The organism is Thermococcus prieurii (assembly GCF_054657655.1).
Genome location: NZ_BAAHYH010000001.1, coordinates 253,941 through 278,290, shown reverse-complemented (window position 1 = coordinate 278,290; position 24,350 = coordinate 253,941). Strand labels below are relative to the sequence as shown.

The 24,350-nt window shown below is 59.0% G+C and carries 28 protein-coding genes and 2 pseudogenes; 19 read left to right on the top strand and 11 right to left on the bottom strand.

Translation table 11 applies throughout. The features are described 5' to 3' along the window. Positions 1–7 precede the first annotated feature (7 nt). On the bottom strand, positions 8–223 hold the full coding sequence (locus tag ACYQ04_RS01660) for an LSm family protein (protein ID WP_099211901.1): 216 nt from the start codon (positions 221–223) through the stop codon (positions 8–10). 265 nt (positions 224–488) lie between these two features. Here ACYQ04_RS01660 and ACYQ04_RS01655 point away from each other — a divergent pair, with 265 nt between their 5' ends. Together ACYQ04_RS01655 and ACYQ04_RS01650 are read left to right on the top strand one after the other, a co-directional pair. Next, entirely contained in the window at positions 489–1,316 is an 828-nt protein-coding gene (locus ACYQ04_RS01655; protein ID WP_460126981.1) for a hypothetical protein, read from the top strand. Between the two features lie 131 nt (positions 1,317–1,447). Then, positions 1,448–2,755, top strand: a complete 1,308-nt coding sequence (locus ACYQ04_RS01650; protein WP_460126980.1) for an ATP-binding protein — start codon at positions 1,448–1,450, stop codon at positions 2,753–2,755. Here the strand turns inward: ACYQ04_RS01650 and ACYQ04_RS01645 are convergent. Then, positions 2,752–3,465, bottom strand: a complete 714-nt coding sequence (locus tag ACYQ04_RS01645; RefSeq protein ID WP_460126979.1) for a 6-hydroxymethylpterin diphosphokinase MptE-like protein — start codon at positions 3,463–3,465, stop codon at positions 2,752–2,754. The two genes, ACYQ04_RS01650 and ACYQ04_RS01645, sit on opposite strands and share 4 nt — an antisense overlap. Next, positions 3,462–3,926, bottom strand: a complete 465-nt coding sequence (locus ACYQ04_RS01640; RefSeq protein ID WP_460126978.1) for a Mut7-C RNAse domain-containing protein — start codon at positions 3,924–3,926, stop codon at positions 3,462–3,464. The genes ACYQ04_RS01645 and ACYQ04_RS01640 overlap by 4 nt, the downstream gene beginning before the upstream one ends. A 47-nt stretch (positions 3,927–3,973) precedes the next feature. Here ACYQ04_RS01640 and ACYQ04_RS01635 point away from each other — a divergent pair, with 47 nt between their 5' ends. From ACYQ04_RS01635 to ACYQ04_RS01625, 3 genes are read left to right on the top strand one after another with little or no spacing between them, the layout of a single operon-like run. Continuing rightward, positions 3,974–4,390, top strand: a complete 417-nt coding sequence (locus ACYQ04_RS01635; protein ID WP_460126977.1) for a HEPN domain-containing protein — start codon at positions 3,974–3,976, stop codon at positions 4,388–4,390. After that, positions 4,362–4,739, top strand: a complete 378-nt coding sequence (locus tag ACYQ04_RS01630; protein ID WP_460126976.1) for a nucleotidyltransferase domain-containing protein — start codon at positions 4,362–4,364, stop codon at positions 4,737–4,739. The genes ACYQ04_RS01635 and ACYQ04_RS01630 overlap by 29 nt, the downstream gene beginning before the upstream one ends. A 44-nt stretch (positions 4,740–4,783) precedes the next feature. Further along, positions 4,784–5,533: an MBL fold metallo-hydrolase gene (locus tag ACYQ04_RS01625; protein WP_460126975.1), complete on the top strand. Its 750-nt coding sequence runs from the start codon at positions 4,784–4,786 to the stop codon at positions 5,531–5,533. Here ACYQ04_RS01625 and ACYQ04_RS01620 read toward each other — a convergent pair whose 3' ends face one another. Continuing rightward, positions 5,534–6,361 carry a hypothetical protein gene (locus ACYQ04_RS01620; RefSeq protein WP_460126974.1) on the bottom strand — a complete coding sequence of 276 codons (828 nt, stop codon included), beginning with the start codon at positions 6,359–6,361 and terminating at the stop codon, positions 5,534–5,536. A 135-nt stretch (positions 6,362–6,496) separates the two neighbouring features. Here ACYQ04_RS01620 and ACYQ04_RS01615 point away from each other — a divergent pair, with 135 nt between their 5' ends. The 14 genes and pseudogenes from ACYQ04_RS01615 to aroC all read left to right on the top strand — a co-directional run bounded on the left by ACYQ04_RS01615 (position 6,497) and on the right by aroC (position 18,282). Beyond that, complete coding sequence (locus ACYQ04_RS01615) at positions 6,497–7,345, top strand: hypothetical protein (RefSeq protein ID WP_460126973.1); 849 nt, start codon at positions 6,497–6,499, stop codon at positions 7,343–7,345. A gap of 98 nt (positions 7,346–7,443) precedes the next feature. Beyond that, positions 7,444–8,007 (top strand): nitroreductase family protein, encoded by a 564-nt coding sequence (locus tag ACYQ04_RS01610; protein ID WP_460126972.1) that lies wholly within the window; start codon positions 7,444–7,446, stop codon positions 8,005–8,007. Between the two features lie 109 nt (positions 8,008–8,116). Beyond that, positions 8,117–9,277: an aminotransferase-like domain-containing protein gene (locus ACYQ04_RS01605; protein ID WP_460126971.1), complete on the top strand. Its 1,161-nt coding sequence runs from the start codon at positions 8,117–8,119 to the stop codon at positions 9,275–9,277. 470 nt (positions 9,278–9,747) lie between these two features. Next, on the top strand, positions 9,748–9,846 hold the full coding sequence (locus ACYQ04_RS01600) for a homocitrate synthase/isopropylmalate synthase family protein (protein WP_460127256.1): 99 nt from the start codon (positions 9,748–9,750) through the stop codon (positions 9,844–9,846). A gap of 282 nt (positions 9,847–10,128) precedes the next feature. After that, entirely contained in the window at positions 10,129–10,443 is a 315-nt protein-coding gene (gene tar / locus ACYQ04_RS01595; protein ID WP_460126970.1) for a TK0271 family transcriptional activator, read from the top strand. Beyond that, the gene (locus ACYQ04_RS01590) at positions 10,436–11,092 is read left to right on the top strand and encodes a 1-deoxy-D-xylulose-5-phosphate synthase N-terminal domain-containing protein (RefSeq protein ID WP_460126969.1); all 657 of its coding nucleotides are present in this window, start codon (positions 10,436–10,438) and stop codon (positions 11,090–11,092) included. The genes tar and ACYQ04_RS01590 overlap by 8 nt, the downstream gene beginning before the upstream one ends. Beyond that, entirely contained in the window at positions 11,089–12,006 is a 918-nt protein-coding gene (locus ACYQ04_RS01585) for a transketolase family protein (protein WP_460126968.1), read from the top strand. The genes ACYQ04_RS01590 and ACYQ04_RS01585 overlap by 4 nt, the downstream gene beginning before the upstream one ends. Beyond that, positions 12,007–12,795 carry a 3-deoxy-7-phosphoheptulonate synthase gene (aroF, locus tag ACYQ04_RS01580; RefSeq protein WP_460126967.1) on the top strand — a complete coding sequence of 263 codons (789 nt, stop codon included), beginning with the start codon at positions 12,007–12,009 and terminating at the stop codon, positions 12,793–12,795. Further along, a pseudogene (gene aroB, locus ACYQ04_RS01575) lies at positions 12,783–13,767 on the top strand (3-dehydroquinate synthase). The gene aroF and the pseudogene aroB overlap by 13 nt, the downstream one beginning before the upstream one ends. Continuing rightward, positions 13,764–14,405, top strand: coding sequence for a 3-dehydroquinate dehydratase (locus ACYQ04_RS01570; RefSeq protein ID WP_460126966.1), 642 nt, complete (start codon positions 13,764–13,766; stop codon positions 14,403–14,405). Before aroB ends, ACYQ04_RS01570 begins: the two are co-directional and overlap by 4 nt. After that, a pseudogene (locus ACYQ04_RS01565) lies at positions 14,395–15,212 on the top strand (shikimate dehydrogenase). Before ACYQ04_RS01570 ends, ACYQ04_RS01565 begins: the two are co-directional and overlap by 11 nt. After that, positions 15,187–16,008: a shikimate kinase gene (locus tag ACYQ04_RS01560; RefSeq protein WP_460126965.1), complete on the top strand. Its 822-nt coding sequence runs from the start codon at positions 15,187–15,189 to the stop codon at positions 16,006–16,008. Before ACYQ04_RS01565 ends, ACYQ04_RS01560 begins: the two are co-directional and overlap by 26 nt. 4 nt (positions 16,009–16,012) lie before the next feature. Then, on the top strand, positions 16,013–17,209 hold the full coding sequence (aroA, locus tag ACYQ04_RS01555) for a 3-phosphoshikimate 1-carboxyvinyltransferase (RefSeq protein ID WP_460126964.1): 1,197 nt from the start codon (positions 16,013–16,015) through the stop codon (positions 17,207–17,209). Then, positions 17,206–18,282, top strand: coding sequence for a chorismate synthase (gene aroC, locus ACYQ04_RS01550; RefSeq protein ID WP_460126963.1), 1,077 nt, complete (start codon positions 17,206–17,208; stop codon positions 18,280–18,282). The genes aroA and aroC overlap by 4 nt, the downstream gene beginning before the upstream one ends. Before the next feature lie 5 nt (positions 18,283–18,287). Here aroC and trpA read toward each other — a convergent pair whose 3' ends face one another. Genes trpA through trpC form a run of 7 tightly spaced genes read right to left on the bottom strand, consistent with a single transcriptional unit; the run spans position 18,288 to position 24,312 of the window. After that, entirely contained in the window at positions 18,288–19,034 is a 747-nt protein-coding gene (trpA, locus tag ACYQ04_RS01545; RefSeq protein ID WP_460126962.1) for a tryptophan synthase subunit alpha, read from the bottom strand. Then, positions 19,027–20,190: a tryptophan synthase subunit beta gene (trpB, locus tag ACYQ04_RS01540; RefSeq protein WP_460126961.1), complete on the bottom strand. Its 1,164-nt coding sequence runs from the start codon at positions 20,188–20,190 to the stop codon at positions 19,027–19,029. The genes trpA and trpB overlap by 8 nt, the downstream gene beginning before the upstream one ends. Beyond that, a complete protein-coding gene (locus tag ACYQ04_RS01535; RefSeq protein ID WP_460127255.1) occupies positions 20,177–20,803 on the bottom strand; it encodes a phosphoribosylanthranilate isomerase in 627 nt (208 codons plus the stop codon). Before ACYQ04_RS01535 ends, trpB begins: the two co-directional genes overlap by 14 nt. Then, entirely contained in the window at positions 20,803–21,375 is a 573-nt protein-coding gene (locus ACYQ04_RS01530; RefSeq protein ID WP_460126960.1) for an aminodeoxychorismate/anthranilate synthase component II, read from the bottom strand. The genes ACYQ04_RS01535 and ACYQ04_RS01530 overlap by 1 nt, the downstream gene beginning before the upstream one ends. Further along, on the bottom strand, positions 21,372–22,667 hold the full coding sequence (locus ACYQ04_RS01525; RefSeq protein ID WP_460126959.1) for an anthranilate synthase component I: 1,296 nt from the start codon (positions 22,665–22,667) through the stop codon (positions 21,372–21,374). The genes ACYQ04_RS01530 and ACYQ04_RS01525 overlap by 4 nt, the downstream gene beginning before the upstream one ends. Beyond that, positions 22,649–23,629: an anthranilate phosphoribosyltransferase gene (gene trpD / locus ACYQ04_RS01520; protein WP_460126958.1), complete on the bottom strand. Its 981-nt coding sequence runs from the start codon at positions 23,627–23,629 to the stop codon at positions 22,649–22,651. Before trpD ends, ACYQ04_RS01525 begins: the two co-directional genes overlap by 19 nt. Beyond that, positions 23,626–24,312, bottom strand: a complete 687-nt coding sequence (gene trpC, locus ACYQ04_RS01515; protein ID WP_460126957.1) for an indole-3-glycerol phosphate synthase TrpC — start codon at positions 24,310–24,312, stop codon at positions 23,626–23,628. Before trpC ends, trpD begins: the two co-directional genes overlap by 4 nt. Positions 24,313–24,350 lie beyond the last annotated feature (38 nt).

Below are 24,350 nucleotides of genomic sequence, written 5' to 3'. Positions count from 1 at the left end.
TCCCACCTCACAGCAGGGTTATCCAGTTGAGGTCGTCTATCTTGACTATCAGCTCCTTGGCCCTGTTGCCGGCGTAGTCGTTGACGTCCCTCAGGAGGATTACCTCCTCGTCAAAATCCTCAAGGATTCCCGAAAAGCTGGTCTCGCTCCCAACGCCGACCGCTACTCTCTTACCCTTCCAGCGCTCCAGCGTCTTGTCGAGCAGGTACTGCTTCTCGCTCATAGCCACCCCCGCCGTTGCTATGTTGGGGGCTTTTAATACTTTCCCGGGTGCCAGACACGGTAACAAGACACTATGACGAGAGAAGAACGGAAAAGTTTATTAACTTCAATGGTCGCCAATAATATGGTATCACTGTCAGTGATACTAAAGGCCGCGGCCAGGTACCGTCACCCGCCTCCCCTTTCTTTTCCCTGCCATTTCTACCGTGAAAGACAGGTTTCAAAAAGGATATAAACAAACCACCGTTCCCCCTTCAGGTGGTTGTATGAGACTCGTCACGAAGAACGAAGCCATCAGAAGGTCGCTCATCGAAGAGCTCAGGAAGGAGGGGATACGCTTCGAGGTCCGCTCAAGGGAGGGCTACGAGGCCTTCGTCGGCTACCTCATCGAGGGAACGCTCAGGGAAATCGAGGAGAAGATTGAGAACCTTGAGGGGGCCGACGTCGAGGCGATAAAAGAGGGCTTCCTCTCGTTCAGGGAGAGCCTCAACCACGTCCTTGAGCACCTCAAGGCCGGCGAGAAGGCCGACGAGCTCCTCAAGGAGGGCCTCTGGGTGGCTGAGCTTCTCGACCAGCTCTACCGCAACGGAGCGATAGAGTACGACGGCGTCAACGTCAGGCTCAAGGAGGGAATCAGCGTCGATGAACTGAAGTTCGAGTTCAAGTTCCCCTTCAACCTCGTCCACAATCCAGAGGCCGTGGAAAAACAGGTGAAGCAGTTCGCCTTCGTTGACCTCGTCATAGAGCACGAGTTCGAAATCCTTGAGCTGAACATCGCCAAGGTGAACGCCCTCGGAAAGATAGCGAGCAAGTACTTCCCAGAGGACTACCTGCTGAAGGTCTACTTCGCCCTCGTCGGTAGGGCAATCCTCGCTGAAGAAATCCTAAAGGCCCTCGGCGACAAGAAAATCCCTGAGGAGGAGCTCGTCAGGGGCTTCCTAAGGGCCTCGCCGATAGCGGTGCCAACACCAAAGGGGACGCTCGTCATCAACTACTCGCGCGACTCCTTCGAGGAGACTCTCAGGCTCCTCAAGAGGCTCGGCTACGTCGAGATAAAGGGCGGAAAGGTCAGGAAGCTCAAGGATTTGAGCTGATTCTCCCATTTCCGATTTTAGAGTAAAACCACGTCCTCTCCCGTTTTTGCCCCTGTTTCAGCACTCCGACGTTTGTTCCCTTGGGCAACCTTTATAAATTTGGTCATTCAAATAACCAAAATGGTGATGTTATGGTTCAACCTGATGACTTTATTTTAGAGCACTTCCTCAACACCCAAAACCTGCTCGCTCCGTACAACAAGCCCCACAAAAGGGAGTTGTATCGCTGGCTCTCCTCAAAACTGAACGCGTATCTTGAAAAGGGAACTCCAGACACTGTTCTTCTGCTCGGCATACGGGGAGTTGGGAAAACGACCCTTCTCGCCCAGCTGTACTTTGAGGCCCTGAAGAGAACGAGCCCGAACAACGTCCTTTACCTCTCGCTCGACAGGTTGAAGGCCCTTGGTCTGGAACTGTTGGAGGTAATTGAAGCTTACCGGCGTCTTGTTCAACCCAAGAACGCGGTGCTCCTGCTTGATGAGGTCCAATACGAAAGGGACTGGGATTTAAAGCTCAAACTCCTCCACGATGAGAGGCGGTTTCTCATAATTGCCACCGGTTCATCGGCGATAAAGCTCAGAGAAAGCCCCGACCTCGCGAGACGGGCACTGCACAGGGAGCTCTTCCCGATGACGTTCAGGGAATACCACCTCCTCAAAACCGGTCACAAACTTCCCGAACTAATTGGGAGAATCCTTCAGGGGCAGGGTGTTTCAATGCCCCCAATAACGGAAGATGTGGAGCTCTACGTAAGGGCCGGCTCGATGCCATTGATTCTCGAAATGGAGGAGTGGGAAGTCTACGAACGCCTGACCGCGATGCTCGACAGGGTTATCTACCGTGACCTCAGGGACGTGCACGAGTTCGATGCAGAAACACTTGATAAAACCCTTGACCTCCTCCACCTGCTTGCAACGCCAAAAGGGGAACGCTTCAGCTACGAGAGGCTCTCAAAGACCCTCGGTCTGGCCAAAGGAACCGTTATGAAGCTGATTGATGCCCTTGAGAAGGCCGGTCTCGTGCAGAGGATTCCCCCTTGCGGTTCGCTCTCAAAAGCAAGACGGAAAAGCCCGAAAATAAAGTTTACAGCGGTCCCAATAAAGTCGGCCCTGCTCTTTGGCTCCGGCTTCAGTCTCGGGAAGAAGGAAGTCTTTGCCTCGTTGCTCGAAGATGTCGTGGCATTCTATCTGTTCCTCCTCGCAAAGTCCAGAAACGGCAAACTCTGCTACGAACCCGGCAAGGGCGGGGCAGACTTCGTTCTCGAGCTGGGCGGGGAAAGGGTCGTCGTTGAAGTTGGCCTCGGCAAGGTCAGGAAAGACCAAGTTGAAAGAAGTATGGAGCGGCTAAAGGCAAAGAAAGGCATCGTATTGGGTAGCAAGTATGATGTGGGCGATAGGATAGCGTTTTATCCCTGGCAGATGTTTGTGGCAGGATTTTAATCCCCAACCTCGGGGAAAAGATACTCAATCCTCGCCCTCCCGTTTTTCTCCAGCCACTCCAGCAGTTCCTTCGCGAACTCGAACTTCTTGCGCTTGCTCTCCCAAACCGGCGAGTGCTCCCTCAGCGAGGGTTTGCTCCACCTTCCAACGGTCTCGCCGAAGTCGAAGCCGACCAGGAGTATTTCCCTGGCCCCGAGCTCTTCAGCCAGAAAGACCGCCCTGTCGCCGTCTGTGAAGCCCCCGAAGTTGTAAACTATGTCAAGGGGCTCGGTCTGACAGGTGCCGAGGATTCTCGACAGGAACGGGACGTAGGAGACGAGCTTATCCCTGTTGTCCCCGTGGGCGTGGACGACGAGGAAGGAACCTTTGTCGTTGGCGAGCTTTATGTCCGAAATCCTTCCATCGAGGTCGGTAACGATTACGTCCGGGACGAGGTCAAAGTCGAGCAGAGCAGTCGTCGCGCCGTCGGCAGATACGAGCGTTCCGTCCGAGAATTCGAACTCCTTCAAGGCCTTTTCAAGGCTTGGACCCGCACCGAAAACGTAAACCTTCCGACCGATTACCACCTCAAACTCCTCTCGGAGGAGGTACTCATCATTCTCAAGGAGGAGCGAGCGTAGTAGCTCGGCTGACTTCCGGTCTTCCTCGATTGAGTAGCCCATCTCCCTCACGATGCGAAGGTAGAAGGGCTTCCAGTCCTCCCACCTCATTTTAATCCCCTCAGCTTTTTATCCATTTTCAGCATTTCCCTCCACTGCTTTCCCGGCCAGTAGATTTGTCCACAGTTCTGGCAGACGTAGAACTCGTCGTAGCTCTCATAGACCCCCGGCGGGACCTTGCCCTTAACGGCTTCCCTTGGAACCGCTTTTATGGGTCCGTTGCACTTTGGACAGCGCGCGTTAGCTGGAAAGAGCTCTTCAAACTGGACGCCGAGGCGCTTCAGTTCTCCAACCTGCCCCTCAAGCGAGTTGGAGCGAAGGAGGAAAGCTTTGACGCCGAGCCTTTCAGCTTTCTTTGCGAGGGCGACGTCCTTGGTGAGGATTACCCTACCCTCTTTCCGGGCAACCTCGATTATCTCGTCGTCGTCCTCGATTCCGTAGAGCGTGTCGTAGCCGTAGAGCCTGAGCCAGCGGGCGAGTCTTCCGAGCATCATGTCGGCGATGAACCTCATAACGAAAGGTATTAAGGCGGAACCGTTAAAGTAGTTCCGGTGGTGGGATGCACTACGAGGAAGTCGAGACCCTTTTGAGGCGCTCGGAAGATTATCTTGAACTGGCCAATGAGGCGTTCGAGCGTGAAAAGTACGACACCGCCGTTTTCTTGGCCGAGCAGGCCCTCCAGCTTTACCTCAAGGCACTTATAGTAAAATACTCCGACGTGAGGCTGAGAACCCACTCAGTGAGGGAGCTGCTCAAGGGGGTAGGGGATGCACTGGGCGCGGAGGATGAGGTTGCGGAGTTCGTGAGGCAGAATCGGAGAATTCTACGGGAACTGGAGGAAGCTTACACGGGCGCCCGCTACGAGCCGAGGGCTTATCACCGGGAAGACGCCGAGGAGTTGATGGGATTCGTTCTTGAGGTTATGGATTTCGTGGAGGGGCTCGTGGATGCGTTCGAAAGAGGAAGTTCAAAGTAGTCTCATCAGAATGGGGAGAAGGCGTTACCTCATGATTAAAAACTACCGCAGGTATCTTCCAGCCATAAAACGGGCCTGCGAGGAAGTCTTCGGAGAGTGCGAGCTCTACGTTTTCGGAAGCGTCCTTACAGGCAAGTTCACGGCCGGAAGCGACGTCGATTTGCTCATAAAGGTGAAGGAAGCCCCCCGGAACCTGCGCGAGAGGGCTGAGCTCGAGGTCAGAATCGAGGAGCTCGCTGGCCTCCCGGATTATCATCCCTTCGAGTTTCACATCGTTGACGAGGCCGGCTTTAAACGGTACGTTGAGGTTCTGAAGGTGAAACCGGTTAAAGTCGAGGAACGTTTATAAAAGGAGCCTCTATTTTATGCCTGTAAAATACTTTGGTGGTCCTTATGCTCGTCTACTTCATCGGCACCGGCGGAAGCGAAGGGATTCCGGCCCACCTCTGCACCTGCCCGACCTGCAGCGAGGCGAGAAAGTTCGGCTTCACCCAGAGAAGGCCCTCAACGCTCGCCGTCATTACTGACAACAGGAAAGCCGTTCTCTTCGACGTCGGGACCGATATAAGGGACTTCCTCAACGTCCCGCTGGAGGCCATCTTCCTGACCCACTGGCACCACGACCACATCTACGGGCTCTACAAGCTCCGCTGGATGGCGAGGGAGACCGTCCTTTATGCGCCGGAGGGAAGCGCCGACGCGCTAATCCTGCAGGACCCCAAGAACCTCCGCCCGAGAACGCTCAGGCCCTTCGAAACGGTCGAGCTCGACACGCTGAGGATTACGGCACTGAAGTTGAACCACGGCGTTGAAACCCTCGGCTACCTCATCGAGGAGGACGGGAAGGGCGTGGCTCTGCTCTATGACACCAAGGGCCTTCCTGCGGAGACACGGGAGTTCTTAGAAAAGAAAGCCCCGCTCAGGCTGGCGATTGTGGATGCCACCTATCCACCCGGCTTCGATGACCCCTATCACAACAACGTTGACGAAGCGGCCGAGCTCGGGCTTAGATTAGCTGAAAGAACCGTTCTGAGCCACATCTCCCACAAGAACCTGCCGTTCCTTGAGCTAACCGACTACGTGCGGAAGAGATGGGGGAACAAAGTTCTCGTCGCCTACGATGGTATGGTCTTCTACGTTTAGCTAACCCTCCGGGAACGGTGCCCAGAAGGCTATTACAGTCATGGAAGTCGTCTCGGTGTTCGGGTCTCCGACGGGAATTATTCTCCCATCTTTGACCTCGTAGCCCGTCACAATCCCGCCGTCCTTCGACTGGAGCGCCGTCAGAATCCGGGAGCAGGATAGGTAAACGCTTCTTCCCTCCCCCGGCTCTCCAAGGGCCCGGTAGAGGTAGACGAAGAGGGCGCACTTGTAGGACTGGTAGACGCCGGAGAAGGCTTTGTCCCTGAAACCGTTGCCGTCCCACATGGAGAGCAGACGGGAGTAGAGGCGAAACGCTTCATCCCTCTTCCCCCGAAGGAGGTCGCTCAAGGCACCGTAAACGACCAAATCGGCGTAGGAGCGCCAGTCACGCATAACGCACGAGCGGTTCGCGGTTTCGAGCTTCAACGTGAAGGTCGCGTTGAACCTCTTCGAATTAACCCTGCCGAGCGTTTTGACCTCGGGGCAGTAAAAGCCGTCGAGCGGTCTGCCGAGGAGAGGGTCAACCCTGCCATTGTAAGAGACGCCGTAGGCCGCGAGCGAGCGGCTCACGTTCCTCCAGAGGCTTGAGTTGAGGAGTTTCAGCGCCCTAACGGCCAGAATGTTGTCGTTGGCGAGCCATATCGTCTCGTTATCCGGATAGGAGGTCACGGAAGCCCTCAGGAGGCCCGCCTCGGGGACGTACTGGGACTGGAGGAAGGCCCTCATCGCGGAGGCATCGGGAGTGGGAGCTCGGGCTGGGGGCTCGATTAGGGGGATGGCAACGAGGAGGATGAATAAGAGCGCGAGCAGAGCAAGCTTCCGGGTCATCAAAGGCACTTGGGGTGGGAGAATATAGGGCTTGCGGTCGCTGACTTTACACCACGACCAAAAGGTTATTAACTACCGCAGAACTATGTGTGAATAACACTTTTTAAAGTACTACGGGGAATCCACAAAATCCGGGTGACGAGGATGGGGGTTGGGGAGCTTATAACCGCAGGAAGGCTCGAAGATGCGGAGACAATGCTCCGGAGCGTGAACCGAACGGGGCTTGATGAAATGAAGCTGCTCAACTACACCCATAACGTTGTGGAGCTTGCACTCGCTTTCCTTCAGAGGGACGGGCTTAACAGGGCAGTCAATACGGTTCTATCACTCATCGATGCCCCCGATGACATTTCATGGGGACTCGAGCGGATTTTTGAGGAATACCTAGGGGAGTGCACATCCGAGCGCGCCCGCAGAGTGTGGAGAAGGGCATACATTATTCCCGAGCCTAGAAGGAAGGTCGAGATTCTGCTGAGAGTTTTGGACTGTCTGGATGGCGAAGAAGAGAGGAGGAAGGTTCTCGCTGAAGCGTTCGGATGGGCCCTTCGAGTTAGGGGACGCTCTTGGAGAACGTACACTCTTTCAGAGGTTCTCTATAGGGTTCACGACCTCGAATACTACGACCTGATGCTAGAGCTCTGCAGAAAGATAAGATGGCGGGAGAGACGGCTCGTATTCGAGGACTTTCTCTTCGAAGACGAGAACGCGGAGACCTGTGAGGAGTTCGTTGAGACCCTGAGGAAACGCCGCGAGGCCTCGGAGAACGCCCTCGATACCGTCATCGAGGTTCACCTGAAGTACGAAAAGGAGCTCCTGCGGGCGAAAGGGCTCGACCCGAGGTTTTACAAGCTCATCTCTCGAAGGACTCCGGAGGGTGTTATCTTTTACGCTGTTCCAAAACCCCTCTACCCCCTAGCGGTGCTCTACCTGTGTCTGAGGAGTATCGCCGGGAGGAGGGGAGTCCGAGTAGTGAAGGCCGATTAAAATCCCGGTGAGGCCGAGGGAAAGGCACCTTGAATTGAATTCTGCCAGGACACCCAAACCCCTAAAACTGCCGACCCCTATTTTATCCCGGTGATGCCATGCACGTCCTTGAGCTGGCGAGGCGAAGGAAGACCGTGAGGAGTTTTCTTCCGGATAAACCGCCGAGGGAAGACATCCTAAAGGCCCTAAAGGCTGCAAAGGAAGCGCCGAGCGGAATGAACGCCCAGCCCTGGAGGTTTGTTGTTATCGACGATGACTGGCTGAAGGGGAAAATACGGGAGCTCTGCGAGAGGGAAGAGGAGAAGTTTTACTCCCGAACGAAAGGCGACCTGATGGCGTGGCTCAACGCCAAGGGCTTCAAACCGGAGAAGCCGTTCCTGAGCGAGGCGCCCTACTTAATCCTCGTCTTCGGCCACACCAAAGCGCCGTACTGGCTCCAATCGACCTGGATTGCCGTCGGATACCTACTCCTCGCCCTCGAAGAGCTCGGCCTCGGAACGGTAACCTATACTCCCCCTAATCCCAAGCCGGTCGAAGAGCTCCTGAACGTCCCGAAAGATTACAAGCTCCAGACGATTCTGCCCGTCGGCTACCCTGCGGACCCGAAGCCAAAGTACGAGAGGAAAAAGCTTGAGGAGGTCGTGAGCTTCAACGAGTTCTGATGTTTTGACTAATTTTTCACGTGATTCCGACAGTAGTTTGTCAAAACGACAGAGGAATGCCGAAAAGGTTTATCATTTTAAGGTATAAATTCGGGTTTTAGGTGATGCTATGTTCTCACAGAGAATTCAAAATGTTGATACGAGCGCCCTCAGGAGGGTTCTGTCGCTTGTAAGCGGCGGGGAAGCCATATCCTTCGCCGGTGGAGTGCCGAGCGCGGAGCTGTTCCCAATGGAGGAGCTGAGGGAGCTCGTGGCAGAGGCGAGTGAAAATCCCCTCGCCTTCCAGTACGGCTCCGCCCTCGGGCTAAGGGAGCTCAGGGACGAGATAGCGCGCTACATGGAGCGGTGGGGCGTCAGAACCTCCGCGAATGAAATCATGGTGACCCACGGCTCCCAGCAGGGGATTGACACCGTCGCGAGGGCCTTCGTGAACCAGGGCGACGTGGTTATAGTTGAGGCGCCGACCTACTTCGTGGCTCTCAACACGTTCCAGATTTACGAGCCGGCCTTCCAGCAGGTGCCGCTCGACGGGGAGGGGATTGACGTTGAAAGGCTTGAAGACCTGCTGAGAAGGCTGAAGGCCGAAGGAAAAACCGTTAAGCTCCTCTACACGGTGCCGACGTTCCAGAACCCTGCCGGGGTTACGATGAGCGAGGAGCGCAGAAAGGCCCTTGCCGAGCTCGCCGAAGCTTACGACTTCCTCATCGTGGAGGACAACCCCTACGGTGAGCTGAGATACAGAGGAAAGGCCGTCAAAGCCGTTAGGGCATTTGCGCCCGACAGGACCGTCTACCTCGGGAGCTTCTCCAAGGTCTTCGTGCCCGGCTTCAGGATAGCGTGGCTGAACGCGCCGGAAGAGCTCATGGAGCGCCTCGAAGTGGCCAAGCAGACCGCCGACGTCTGCACCAACAGCTTCGGCCAGTACGTGACGCTCCTCTTCATGAAGAAGGGCCTCCTCGAGCGGCAGATAGAGAGGCTGAGGGAGGCCTACGGGCCCAAGATGGAGGCGATGCTCGAAGCGCTCGAGGAGTTCATGCCCGAAAACGTCGAGTGGACGGAGCCCGAGGGTGGGATGTTCGTGTGGCTGAGGACGGGGAAGAACACGGACGAGCTCCTCGAGGAGGCGGTAAAGCGGGGAGTGGCCTACGTCCCGGGGAGCGCGTTCTATGCCCTCGACCCGAGGAGGGACGAGATGAGGCTGAACTTCACGTTTGAGCAGATTGACAGGATACGCGAGGGCGTAAAGCTTCTCGCCGGGCTCCTCTCCTGAACCTTTCTATTTGGAAAGGTCGTCCTTTACCCGGCCCCCACTTTTTTTACATCCCTCCAGAATTATTCGAAAAAATTAGTAACAAACTAAAAAATATTTTTAAAATTTCTTGATTTTAAAGGTTTATTCGATAAACAAGGTAAATCATTGAAAAATTTATATAACACCCGCGGTGATGGGTGATGCCTATTAAGCGTGAAAATAATGGTGCTCGACTCAACGCTGAGGGAAGGGGAGCAGACACCGGGAGTGAACTTTTCGCCTGAGAACAGGCTGAAGATAGGGGTGCCCTCGACGAGGTCGGCGTGACCCTCGTCGATGCGACCGTGAACGGCATCGGGGAGTGGACTGGATAGCTGACCTCGCGCAACTCTTAGGGTTCTCCACTACCACTACGAGGTCGAGAAGCTCTACCCCCTCAGCAGGCTCGTGGAGGAGATAACCGGCGTGAGAACCCACCGAACTGGCCGATAGTCGGTGAAAACGCGTTCACCCACAAGGCGGGCCTGCACGTCTCGGCCGTCGTTAGGGACCCAGCCGTTTACATCCTCAAACCACCGCCTTTTTGATGTTTCTGCGCGTCGCTATGACCTCGTGCCCCGCCTCACTCAGGGCCCTTGCAACGGCTCCACCGATACTCCCTGCCATATCACCGGCGTGCATTTTACATCACCAGATAACGTTTTTGGATATTTGTTTGTTATAATGACTAGAAACTGAAGAATTTTGGGCGGTTTTTGAATAAATTGATGACCTCGTGCCTTTTAGAGGCCAATGGACAGCCCAACCTGTCGAAGGATTTAAATAAGCTTCCCTACTCCTCAGTTTTGGTGATCGGTGATGTCCCACCAATGGATAATGCCCCACCAATATTGATGGATCCTGATGGGGACGAAGTGATAAGAAAGCTGATTCTGAGGGCCTTGAACGAAAACCAGAGACTGATACTGAGGAGCATCAACGGCAGACACCGCTCCCTCAACTCGCTCCTCGAGGAGCTCAGCAGGCGCGAAAACAGGCCCCTCTCCACCCTGAAGCTGAACGCAAGGATACTCAAGGAGCTGGGATTAATTGACTACGGCACGAAGAGCAACCCGAGGCCTGTTAGGCTTACCGAGCATGGAATGCTTGTTCTCAGCATTCTAGAGGTGGATGGAAATGAGTGAAGCCGTGAGGGGAACCAAGCTTAGGGCCATGCTCGGAGGGGTTAACAACTTCCACCTCGACTCCTCCGAGACCTGCCTGGATATACTCGCCGCGGTTCTCAGGAGAAAGAGGCCGGAAGATACCGTTATACTGAGCAAGGGACACTCAGCTCCCGCGTTCTACGTGATGCTCCATGAGATGGGTCTGCTGAGCGACGAGGAGCTCTACAGCTTCGCGGACATCGACGGCCTGCCGAGCCACGTCATGCGCGGCCTGCCGTTCATAGAGGTCTCCAGCGGCTCCCTCGGCCAGGGGCTCTCTGTGGCCAACGGGATGGCCATCGCAAAGCGCATGGACGGAGAGGAGGGCAGGATATACGTCATCCTCGGAGACGGAGAGCTCGACGAGGGACAGGTCTGGGAGGCCGCGATGACGGCGGCACACCACGGACTGGACAACGTCATAGCGATCGTCGACAGGAACTACTTCCAGCTCACCGGGAAAACCGAGGAGATCCTCAACAAGGAGCCCCTAGCGGAAAAATGGCGGGCGTTCGGCTGGGTGGTCATTGAGGTCCCGAACAGGGAGGACGCGATAGCGGAGGCGCTCGACTACGCGGAGAGCATAAAGGGCAGGCCAAAGGTCATAATCGTGAGGTGGGAGGGGTGATAGAGAGCTTCAGGGAGGCCTTTGGAAGGGCACTGGTCGAGCTCGGGAAAGAGAACGAAAGGCTCGTGGTGCTGGATGCAGACGTCAAGAGCTCCACGAAGACGATATACTTCGAGAGGGCCTTTCCCGAACGCTTTATTCAGGTCGGGATAAGCGAGCAGGACATGGTGTCAACGGCGGCAGGTCTCGCGATAGCGGGAAAGGTTCCAGTGGTTTCAGCCTTCGCCGCCTTCCTCATGAGGGCTTGGGAGCAGATAAGGAACACCGTGGCGAGGGACAACCTCAACGTCAAGCTCATACCGACGCACTCGGGCTTTTCCGACCACATGGACGGCTCCTCCCACCAGTGCCTCGAGGACATAGCCCTGATGCGCGTGCTGCCGAACATGACGGTTGTCGTGCCCGCAGACGCTCCATCCGTTCCCGTCCTGCTCAAGCAGGTTATAGAGCACGAGGGGCCGGTTTACATGAGGCTCGGCAGGGATCACGCGGTGAGGGTCTACGAAAACCCCGAGCTGGAACTCGGGAGGGCGAGCGTCCTCAGGGAGGGGAGCGACGTCCTCATAGTAGCAAACGGCGTGATGGTTTCGGTGGCGCTGGAGGTTGCCAAAGCGCTGGATGGGAGGAACGTCGATGCGGGTGTAATCGATATGCACACGGTGAAGCCCCTCGACGAGAGAACCCTCCTCAGGATGGCGAGGAAGGTTGATACCGTCATCACGATGGAGGAGCACAGCGTCTACGGCGGCCTCGGAGGAGCCGTTGCGGAGGTGCTCTCAGAGAAGCTCCCGAGGAGGGTGGTTAGGATAGGCACGACCGAGTTCGGAAGGTCGAGCAGGGACTACTTCTCCCTTCTGGGGCGCTACGGCCTCACGGCCGAACACGTGGTGAAAAGGATTGAAGGGGTGGTCTGAGTGAAGTACAGCAGGGAGTACAGGGATAAAACCGTGGTGAAGGTTGGAGACGTTAAAATAGGTGATGGCTTCACGATAATGGCCGGCCCCTGCGCCGTCGAGAGTGAAGAGATGATAACGAAGGTGGCCGGCTTTCTCGCGGAGATGGGCGTGAAGGTCCTGAGGGGCGGCGCCTTCAAGCCCAGGACGAGCCCATACTCCTTCCAGGGCCACGGCGAGAAGGCCCTAAAATGGATGAGAAAGGCCGCCGACGAGTACGGGCTCGTGACGGTGACGGAGGTAATGGACACCAGGCAGGTTCCCCTCGTCGCGGAGTACTCAGACATAGTCCAGATCGGTGCCAGGAACGCCCAGAACTTCGAGCTCCTCAAGGAGGTCGGGAGGATAGACAACCCCGTGCTGCTCAAGAGGGGCATGGGCAACACGGTTCAGGAGCTCCTCTACTCGGCAGAGTACATAATGAGCGAGGGCAACGAGAACGTGATCCTCTGCGAGCGCGGCATAAGGACGTTCGAGACCTCAACGCGCTTCACCCTTGACATTTCGGCGGTGCCGGTTGCCAGGGAGCTCACCCACCTTCCGATCGTCGTCGACCCATCACATCCAGCTGGAAAAAGGAGCCTCGTCATCCCGCTGGCCAAGGCGGCCTACGCCGTTGGGGCAGACGGCATAATCGTCGAGGTTCACCCCGAGCCGGAAAAGGCCGTCTCGGACTCGGCCCAGCAGCTGACCTTTGACGGCTTCGCCAAACTCCTCGAGGAGCTGGAGGGCCTCGGATGGAAGGGGTGAAGTTCGGGACCCTCTCCGACCTTTCTTCCCTCGTTTCCGAGCTTTCCCCGTACAGAACCGTCGTACTGACCAACACGACAGTTGAGAGGCTGTGGCTCGGAAAGCTGAAGGGGATTGACGCGGAGGCCATTGTAATTCCCGACGGCGAGGAGCACAAGAACATCGAAACGGTGAAGGAGATCTGGGCCAGGCTGCAGGGGCTGGGCTTCACGCGGAAGTCCCTCCTCATCGGCCTCGGCGGAGGTGTCATCACCGACATAGCGGGCTTTGTAGCCTCGACGTACATGCGCGGAACGATGCTCGGCCTCGTGCCGACCACGCTACTGGCGCAGGTGGACGCCGCCATCGGTGGAAAGACCGGCGTCAACTTCAACGGCAAGAACATGATCGGCACGTTTTACCTCCCGGACTTCGTGCTGATAGCCCACGAAACGCTCTCCACCCTCCCGAGGGAGGAGCTCCTGAACGGGATGGCTGAGGTCGTCAAGTACGGCGTCCTCGACGGCAACGTCCATTCCCTCCTGAAAAGGCTCGGATCAGTTGAGGACATCGACCCGGAGCTCGTGAGGGCCTGCGCCGGGGTTAAGCTGAGGGTCGTTGAGGAGGACCTGAGGGAGGGCGGTAAGAGGCGCGTCCTGAACCTCGGGCACACCACCGCCCACGCCATAGAGAAGCTCTCGAACTACACGATAAAGCACGGCTTTGCGGTCTCGATAGGCCTGATGGTGGCAGCGAGGGTCGGCGAGACCCTGTACGGCTTCGACCCCGGGAAGGTCGGGGAGCTCCTCGAGAAGTTCGGGCTTGCCTACGAGGCTCCCATTCGAACCGGACGAAGTGCTGAGGGAGATGCGGCTCGACAAGAAGTCGTGGTACGGAAAGCTGACCTTCGTCGTCCCCGTTGACATCGGCGAGGTAACCGTTGAGGAAGTGGAAGAGGATGTTGTGAGGAGGGCCCTGGAGGCGGTAAGATGATAGCGGGTGTTGTGCTGGCCAGAGACGCCAGGGAAGCGGCAGCAAAGATAGAGGGAAGCGGAGCCGACCTCTACGAGGTCAGGCTCGACCACTTCGAATCCTTCGATCTCTCCCCGCTCAAGCCCTATGCGGAGCGGCTGATCCTCACGGTCAGGAGGGCCGAGGAGGGAGGATACAGAAGGATCCCCGAGGAGGAGAGGCTCGAGTTTTACAGAAGGGCGATGGAGCTGGGACCGAGGTACGTTGACGTCGAAGTTTACTCCGGGATAGCGGGCGAGGTCATTGAGGAGGCGAGGAGGAAAAAGGTGGGCGTCATCCTCTCCCACCACGACTTTGAAAAGACCCCCACCTTCGGGGGGCTGATAGGGATCCTCGACGACATGGAGGAGATGGACCCTGACGTGATAAAGATAGTTCCCACGGCGAGGGAGCTCAGGGACAACGTGAGGGTTCTTAGGCTTTATGAGCAGGCCGACAACCTGGTGGCCTTCTGCATGGGGCCTCTCGGAAGGATATCCCGGCTGTTCAGCGCACTCCTTGCCCCCTTCACCTATGCCTCCATCGACGGCTCCGCGGCGCCCGGTCAGATGAGCGTGGAGGAGCTCGAGAGGCTCCTGGTGATGCTGAATGGACGCTGAGACAAGGCTATACGGCGTAATTGGATTCCCTGTCCGGCATTCCCTCAGCCCAGCGATGCACAACACAGCATTCAGGGAGCTCGGGATAAACGCGGTCTACCTCGCCTTCGAGGTCCCCCCGAGCGGCTCGGAATGGCCGTTGAGGGCGTAAGGGGACTGGGGGTGAAGGGCCTGAACGTCACGATGCCGCACAAGACGGCTGTAATGGAGCACCTCGACGGGCTCTCTGGAGACGCGGAGGAGATAGGGAGCGTGAACACCATCGTCAACGACGGCGAGCTGCTCGGCTACAACACGGACGGCATCGGCGCGAGGCGGGCCCTCGAAATGGTGACGCGGCTGGAAGGGAAGGACGTCCTCGTACTCGGTGCGGGCGGGGCAGGAAGGGCCATAGCCTACGAGCTCTCGAAGACGTCCAACGTCGTTGTCCTCAACAGAACTCCCGAGAAGGCCAGGGCGCTCGAGCGCTTCGGCGTCATCGGGGATGCCCTGACGGCCGACAACCTGAGGCGCTACATCAGAGAGGCCGACATCCTCATCAACGCCACGTCCGTCGGCATGAACTCCGACGAGAGCCCGGTTCCGGCGGACCTCCTGAGGGAGGGGCTGGTGGTCATGGACGTAGCCTACAAACCCCTGCGGACGAGGCTCCTGCGGGAGGCGGCCGAGAGGGGTTGCGTAACGGTCGACGGGCTCTGGATGCTCGTGCACCAGGGCGTGGAGAGCTTCCGACTGTGGACCGGAAAAAAGGCGGATCCAGAGCTGATGAGGGGGGCCGCCCTTGAGGAGCTACGGAAGAGCTGGTAGCGCCGTCACAGTTGTTAACGCCTTCGCCACCGGAAAGGGCGCGGCCGTCGGGATAGACCTCTGGACCGAGGCCAGGGTGAGGCTCACGGACGGGGGGATATCCGGGAGCATAACCGTTAGAGGGGAGAGCTACGGGGACACCCGGCTCGTTGAGGCGGTCGTTGACGTGGTGAGGCGTGAGACCGGGGAGGACTTCGGGATCGAGTTCGAGATCAGCTCCGAAATCCCCGTCGGAAAGGGCCTCAAGAGCAGCTCCGCCGCTGCAAACGCCCTCGTTCTGGCGCTCTGCGATGCCCTCGGGATCGAGATTGAGCCAGTTGAAGCCGTGAGGCTCGGGGTGAAGGCGGCGAGGCTCGCGGGGGTCACCATCACCGGGGCCTTTGACGACGCGTCAGCCTCCCTTCTCGGGGGCCTCTGCCTGACCGACAACGTGAGGGACGAGCTGATTAAGCGGGAGGAGGTTGAGTCAGAGCCTCTCGTCCTCCTGATACCCGAGGAGACCCTGATGACCGCTGACCTCTCCGGCCTGGACTTCTCGTCCATAGCCCCCTACATCGGGGAGGCCTTCGAGATGGCCGCCCGGGGCGAGTGGAGGAGGGCCCTAGTGATCAACGGCCTGGTGTACTCGGCCTTCCTCGGCCACCCCACGGAACCCATCGGGACCGCCCTGCGGCTCGGCGCGGTTGCCGGGCTCAGCGGGAAGGGGCCCGCTTTCTTCGCCCTGACCGATGAACCCGAGGCCCTCTCGGAGGAGTGGGGGCAGTTCGGGAGGGTGGAGATAACGAGCCTGAGGTGATACCTTGAGGATAGAGCCAGTTGACCGCCTGGAAGGGACGATCAGGGCGCCGCCGTCGAAGAGCTACACCCACAGGGCCTTCTTTCTCGCGCTCCTGGCGGATGGAGAGAGCAGAATAGAGGAACCCCTCGTGAGCGACGACACGGAGGCAACGCTGAGCGCGGTCAGGGCCTTTGGAGCCGAGGCGGACTGGAACCGGGTGATTCCCCCGGAGGAGATCCTGCCGGCGAGGATAAACGCCCGGGAATCGGGGACAACAGCGAGGATAAGCGTCGCCGTGGCCTCTCTCGCGAGGGGAAGGAGCGTGATCGACGGCGAGGGAAGGCTACGGGAGAGGCCCTTCGCCCCGCTCGTCCGCGCCCTGCTCTCGCTCGGCGTGAGGGTGAGGGGCGAGAAACTTCCCATCGAGGTGTCCGGGGGGAGCCTTGGAAGCGGGGTAAGGGTGGACGCGTCTCTCTCTTCCCAGTTCGTGACGGCCCTCCTGATACTCGCGTCCCGAGCCGGAATTCGCGTTGAGTTCGACAACGCGGTATCGAGACCATACATAGAGATGACGCTCAGGACGATGGAGGCTTTTGGCGTTGATTTCGAGCGGAACGGCGGCATCACGGTCTTCCCGGGTGTCAGTGGAACGGACTTCCACGTCCCCGGCGACTACTCGAGCGCCGCCTTTTTCCTCGCCGCGGGAGCGCTGTACGGGAAAGTCAGGGTGGAGAACCTTGACCTGGAGGACGTCCAGGCCGACCGCGCCATCGTCGAAATTCTGGAGAGCATGGGGGCGGAGGTCAGGGTCGGGAGGGACTACGTGGAGGTTGAGAGGGGGGAGCTGAGGAGCTTTGAGATGGACTGCTCCGACTTCCCAGACCTGTTCCCGATCCTCACGGTTTTGGCCGCCTACGCCGACGGAAGGAGCGTGATACGCGGTAAACAGCTCAGGTACAAGGAGAGCGACAGGGTCCATGCGATGGCGCTCAACCTCGCGAGGGCGGGGGTGAAGGTGAGGGAGCTGAGGGACGGCCTGGAAATCCGGGGCGGGAGGCCGAGGGGGGTTACCGTTGAGGACTTCAACGACCACAGGGTGGCGATGGCCATGGCGGTACTGGGCCTCGGGGCCCGCGGGGAGACCGTCATCGAGAACGAAGGGGTCGTCGCCAAGTCCTACCCCGGATTTTTCGATGACCTGAGGAGGTTGCTTAAATGAGGGGAAGACTGCTTAGCTTCACGCTCTTTGGGGAGAGCCACGGAAAGGCGGTGGGGGTTCTGGTGGAGGGACTGCCGCCGGGAATCGAGGTTAAAATTGAGGAGATGAAGGTCGAGCTCGGGAGGCGAAAGGGCATCCCGCGGTTCTCGACCAAGAGACGGGAGAGCGACGAGCCGGTTATACTCTCCGGCGTCTTCAACGGTTTCACAACGGGGACGCCGGTAGCGGTCATGGTGTGGAACCGGGACGTGGATTCATCCTACTACGAGGAGATAAGGAACACCCCGAGGCCGGGCCACGCGGACTACCCCGCCAAGCTGAAGTTCTTCGGCTACAACGACTACCGCGGTGGCGGCCACTTCTCCGGCAGGCTAACGGTTGGGACCGTCATAGCCGGCTACTTCGCCAAGAAGCTCCTCGAGAGGTACAACGTGAGGATAAGGGCCTACCTCAGGCGCGTAGGCTCCGTGGAGTGCCCGTCTTTCGAGCCGGAGGAGCTGCTCGCCTCGACCAACCCATACTGCCCGGACGAGGACGCCTTTGAAAGGATGCTCCATGAGATGGAGGACGCGAGGAAGAAGGGAGACAGTGTGGGCGGCGTGGTCGAGGCCGTGGCGGTGAACGTTCCCCCCGGCCTGGGCGGGCCCTGGGAGGAGGACATTGAGGCGGATCTGGCCTCGGCGCTCTTCAGGATTCCAGCTGTTAAAGGGGTTGAGTTTGGCTTGGGATTCAAGTTCGCGGAGATGAGGGGGAGCGAGGCGAACGACCCATTCGTCATCAGGGACGGGAAGGTTGTCACAGAAACGAACAACCACGGCGGCGTCCTCGGTGGCATAACGACCGGAATGCCCCTTGTTGCCAGAATAGCGTTCAAGCCAACGCCCTCAATATACCTGCCCCAGAGGACCGTCGACCTCGATAGGATGGATGAGGTCGAGCTGAGGCTGAGGGGCCGCTTTGACTCCTGCATCGTCCCCAAAGCGCTCCCGGTGGTTGAAGCGGTGATCGCCTTTGTTCTTGCCGACCACCTGCTGAGAAGGAAGGCGTGGGAAGAGGTAGAAAAAGCCCAGTAAAGAACTTAGAGCCCTGAGAGCTCTTTTACGGTCTCCCTCAGGAGAGGGGCCGCCTCCTCCCCGTGTTCCTCTATGAGCCTTATGAGGGCGCTCCCCACAACCACCCCGTCTGCACCGCTCTGGAGGAGCCTTTCAACGTGCTCCCTCCGCGAGACGCCGAATCCGACCGCAAGTTTTCTGTTGCACATGGCCCTGGCCCTCCTCAACAGCTGGAAAGCGGTATCGGGTATCTCTTCCCTCGCGCCGGTGGTTCCGTAGAGGGAGATTAGGTAAACGAAGCCCGTTGATGCCCTGCATATCTCCCTCAGCCTGTCATCGGGGGTGTTGGGTGCCGCGAGGAAGACCGTTTTAATCCCCTCCTCCTTCGCAATTTCCAGCAGGGGTTCCGCGTGGCTCACCGGCAGGTCAACCACGAGGATTCCATCAACCCCGCTGGCCTTCGCCGAGCCCAGGAACTCCCTGAGACCGGTCCTGTAAACCGGATTGTAGTAGGTCATCAGAACAAGCGGCGTGTCGTGGTCCTTCCTGAACTCCCTCACGAGGGGGAAGAGGTCCCTCAGCCTGAAGCCGCCCCTGAGGGCCCTCTCGTGAGACGCCTGTATGGTCTTCCCGTCGGCCATGGGGTCGCTGAAGGGGAGCCCCAGCTCTATCGCCCCGGAGTACTCCGCTACGGCGTCGAGGAATTTCAGCGTTGCCCCGACGCTCGGGTCGCCGGCCGTTATGTAGGGTATGATCGAGCCCCTCTCAAACATCTCCGCTCACCTTCATGACTATTCCGAGGTCCTTATCGCCCCTTCCTGAGAGGTTCACGATTATTACCTCGTCCCGCTCCATCTCCCCCGCGAGCTTCATGGCGTACGCAACCGCGTGTGCCGACTCGAGTGCAGGCAGTATGCCCTCGGTCCGGGAGAGCTCGTGGAAGGCCCTCAGAGCCTCGTCATCCGTGACCGTGACGTACTCCGCCCTTCCGCTCTCCTTCATCTGCGCGTGCTCCGGCCCGACGCCGGGGTAGTCCAGGCCGGCCGAGACGCTGTGGGTCGGCGTTATCTGCCCCTCCTCGTTCTGGAGGAAGTAGCTAAGCATGCCGTGGAAGACGCCCTCCTCACCGGCGTTGAGCGACGCGGCGTGGAGACCCGTCTCAAGGCCCTTTCCTCCAGCCTCGACACCTATCAGCCTGACATCATCATCTACGAAGGGGTAGAAGATGCCCATCGCGTTGCTTCCGCCGCCCACGCAGGCCACTATGGCGTCCGGGAGCCTTCCCTCGGCCTCGAGTATCTGCTCCCTCGCCTCCCTCCCTATCACGGACTGGAAGTCCCTCACGATGATGGGGTAGGGGTGGGGCCCGACGACGGAGCCTATGAGGTAGTGGGAGTGCCCGAAGCTCGCGACCCAGTCCCTCAGGGCCTCGTTTATCGCATCTTTGAGGGTCTTCGAGCCGGAGTGGACCGGGATGACGTTCGCCCCGAGAAGCTTCATCCTGAAGACGTTCATGGACTGCCTCTCCACGTCCTCCGCCCCCATGTAAACGTCGACACTCATCCCGAGGAGCGCACCAGCCATCGCCGTTGCGACCCCGTGCTGACCTGCCCCGGTCTCCGCTATGAGCCTGCTCTTGCCCATGAACTTCGCAAGCAAAGCCTGCCCTATCGCGTTGTTCGTCTTATGCGCACCGCCGTGAAGCAGGTCCTCCCTCTTGAGGTATATCCTCGCCCCGCCTATCTTCTCGCTCAGCCTCCTGGCGTAGTAGAGCGGGGTCGGCCTGCCGGCCCAGGTTCTGAGGTAGTAGTTGAGGGTCCTGTTGAACTCCTCATCGTTCTTGAGCTCGTTGTAGGCCTTCTCAAGCTCCCTCAGAGGCTCCATTAACGTCTCGGGGACGAACTGCCCTCCGAACCTACCGAACCACATTTTTTACCCTCCCTATGAATTCCTCTATAAGCGTTCTGTCCTTCACGCCGTTCCGCTCAACGCCGCTCGAGACGTCCACGCCGGCCGGTTTGACCCACTTCAGTGCCTCCCCAACGTTCTCCGGCGTTAGACCACCCGCGAGGACTATTGGGTATCTCCTCGCAACGATGGCGCTCACGCGGTAGTCGTGCCTCCTGCCGCTCCCGGCCCCAGTGTCGAGGAGGATCCTGTCAACCTCGTACTGGGCGATGAGCTCGAGGAGCCTCTCCGCGTCCTCCTCCGGGGAATCGCTCTCCCTCGGGACAGTGAAGGCCTTCATGACCGAGACCCCGTACTCGGAGACCAGCCTCTCGACCGTCCTCGGATGCGCGTTGGAGTGCACCTGGACGTACTCCGCCCCGGTTCTTTCGATGGCGTTGGCCCACTCAGAGAAGCCGACCATCGTCGAGACCAGGTATATCGGAATCCGCGATTCCTCGATAAGCTCCCTGGCAACCGTCAGCGGAACCCTTCTCCGGGAGTTCGAGTTCACCACTACCCCGGTCGCGTCCGCGTACCTCTCCACGAGCCTCAGCTCGTCCGAGTTCCTGACACCGCATATCTTCACGAACATCATCTCGTCATCTCCACGAAGTTTTTGATTATCTTGAGCCCCTCCCGGCTCTCCCACTCGGTCAGAACGCTTTCGGGATGGAACTGAACGCCCTCAATGGGCAGTTTCCTGTGCCTTATTCCCATGATGACGCCGTCGTCGAGGGAGACGGCCGTTACCCTGAACCCCTTGGGAACCTCGATGACGGCCAGGGAGTGGTAACGGCCGGCATTCAGGGGGTTCTTGACCCCCCTGAAGACGCCCCTTCCGTCGTGCCTGACCGGGCTGGCCTTACCGTGCCTCGGGTTCACCCTGCCGACCCTTCCGCCAAAGACCTCCGCTATTATCTGGTGGCCGAGGCAGACGCCCAGCACCGGAACCTCCGCCTCGAGGACGATCTCCGGCGAGTTGCCGACCTCCCTCCTGTCTGAGGGAGAGCCGGGTCCGGGGGAGATTATTATCCCGTCCGGGTCGAGCCGCTTCACCTCGGCCGGCGTGAGCGTGTTGGGAACGACCTTAACATCGTCGAAGAGGGAAGCGTACTCGGCTAGGTTCCAGACGAAGGAGTCCCTGTTGTCCACGAGAACTATCACTCAACCACCCCCAGGGCCTTCAGGACGGCTTTCATCTTGTTCTCGGTCTCCTCGTACTCCCGCTCAGGAACTGAATCCGCCACTATTCCGGCCCCGGCCCTGACCCTTGCAACGCGGTCTATCTCCGCCATCCTGATCGCTATCGCGAGGTCCGCGTCACCGGTGGCCGAGAAGTAGCCGACTGCCCCGCCGTAGACGCGCCTCCTGCTCCTCTCCAGCTCGTCTATGATCTCCATCGCCCTTATCTTCGGCGCACCGGTCAGGATCCCCGCCGGAAACGCCGCTTCCATGGCATCGAATGCGGTGAACCCCTCCCTGAGCTCCCCGACGACCTCGCTCTCTATGTGCTGGACGTGGCTGTAGCGGAGGACGTCGAAGAAGCGGACGAGCCTCACGCTTCCCGCCTCCGAGACTCTCCTGACGTCGTTTCTCGCGAGGTCCACGAGCATGACGTGCTCCGCCCTCTCCTTCTCGTCGCTGAGGAGGCGCCTCCTGATTTTCTCGTCCTCCTCAGGGGTTCTGCCGCGGGGAGCGGTGCCCGCTATCGGGTTTATCCTGAAGGTCTTTCCCTCGACCGAACCCATCGTCTCGGGCGACGCCCCGACGACGGTCTTGCCGAACTCGAGGAGGAAGGTGTAGGGGCTGGGGTTTATGGAAACGAGACGCTCGTACACCTCAAGGGGGTCGAGGTCCGTCTCAACGCGGTACTCCCTGGAGAGAACGACCTGAAAGACGTCGCCCGAGCGGATGTACTCCTTCCCCCTCTCCACCATCTCCACGAACTCCTCAATCCCGGCGTCTGCGGAGACAATGGAGGAACCACCTCCGGACCGCTTTCCCCCTCCTGCCCTCCTCACCACGGCCTCGGGGTCGAACGGCGGTTCCCGGAGGTAGAAGAATCCGAAGGTGTTCCTCACGTGGTCGTACACGAAAACCCAGGGGTAGTAGCCAAAGACCGACGGCTCCTCGATGTCTCCCTTAACGTAGTTGTGAACAGCGTCGTAGGCGATGTACCCAACGAAGCCGCCGAGGAAGCGGTTGCCCTCGACGCTGTCATTCATGAGGCCCTTCAGGGCCCGGAATGGGTTGGTCTCATCTGATGCCTTCTCGCCATCCACGAACGTGCCCCCGCCCGAGACCTCAACTCTGAACTCGGGCATCGCCGAGACGTAGGTGAACCTGGCCTTCCTGTCGCCTTTTTCAGCCGAGCGGAGGATGAAGGGCATGTCGAAGTCCCTGAGGGCGGAGTACAGGTCGAGGGGATCAACGTACCTCAGGCTCTTGAAAGGCACGCTATCGCCTCCAGCCTCTCCAGCATCTCCTTCCCGAGGGCGTTCTCTCCAATCTCAACGCCTTCCCTGAAATCCCTGGCAACCCCAGCCGCGTACAGGGCGGCCGAGGCGTTCACCAGAACGAAGTTCCTGTCCTCCTCCCCTCCGCCCCCGGCCAGAACGGCCTTTATGCGCCGGGCGCTCTCCTCCGGGGAGGCGCAGGGGACGGGCTTCACCGGCTTCAGCCCGAAGTCCTCGGGCGAGACCGTGTAGGATTCCGCACGTTTTCCCCTGACCTCAACGACGCTCGTTTCGGAGAATGGACTCACCTCGTCCATCCCGCTTCCGTGGACGACGAGGGCCCGTTTGACCCCGAGGAAAGAGAGGGCCTCCGCCATGAGCTCCAGGAGGCCGGGAGAGTTCACGCCGACGATCTGGTACGCTGGCTCTGCCGGATTCGCGAGGGGGCCGAGGATGTTGAAGACGGTCCTCACACCAAGGGCCCGCCGGACGGGCATTATGGGCCTGAGGGCGGGGTGATACAGCGGCGCGAAGAGGAACGTAAAGCCCGTCCTCTCCACCATCTCCTTCGCCCTTTCCGGCCCGATCTCGGGGTTTATCCCGAGGGCCCTGAGGAGGTCGGCCGAGCCGCTCCTGGACGTTACAGACGTGTTCCCGTGCTTGGCAACGCGGGTGAAGGAGGAGAGGATGAGGGCGGAGGCTGTGCTGACGTTTATCGTTGAGCTCCCGTCCCCGCCGGTGCCGGCGGTATCAGCCACCTCACCGAGGTCAACCTTCACAGCAGCGTCGCGCATTGCCTTCGCGAGGCCCGCGATCTCCTCCCCCGTGTAGCCCTTGGTCTGGAGCGCCGCGAGGTAGGCCGCTATTCGAACCTCGCTCTCCTTCTCAAGCTCATGAAAGAGACCGTAGGCTTCATCGAAGCTGAGGTTCTCTCCCGAGATTATTCTTTCAAGAAGACTCATACCTCCACCTCCACGAACTTCCTGAGGAGCTCCTCGGGATCCTCCGCCCTCATCAGTGCGGTACCTATCAACGCCGCGTCCGTCAGCCGAAGGGCCCTTCTGAGGTCGTCAAGCGTTGATATACCGCTCTCGCTGACCCTGACGTATTTCCTAGGGATCAGCGGGGCGAGCCTTTCGGTCAGGGAAACGTTCCCGTTGTCGAGCTCGAGCTTTCTTATGTCCCTGTTGTTGATGCCTATCATCGTCGTGCTGGTTTCCAGGGCCCTCATCAGCTCCCCCTCACTGTGCACCTCAACGAGCGTGTCCAACCCGTGCTCCTTTGCTAGATCCACAAGCTCCGCCAGATCCTCCCCAAGGAGCCTTGCTATCAGGAGAACCGCGGCTGCCCCTGCCTCGGCAGTTCTTTCAACGTCCTCCCCGGTCGTTATGAAATCCTTCCTGAGAACCGGCAGTTCGGTCTCCCTGCAGAGCTTTCTGAGGAACTCAAAGCTCCCCCTGAAGTACCGGGGTTCGGTTATGTACGAAACCCCAACGGCTCCGGCACGCTCATACGCCCTTAGAATTCCGAAGGGATCACGGCCCCGTAAAAGATCGCCGTACTTGGGAGAATGGACCTTCAGCTCGGCTATTATGGCGTTTTTCTTTGAGTTTCTAATTGCCCTGCTCAGGCCAAAAGCCATCACCTGTCATTGGAAATCACCGGGATGGCGTGGACGCGTGG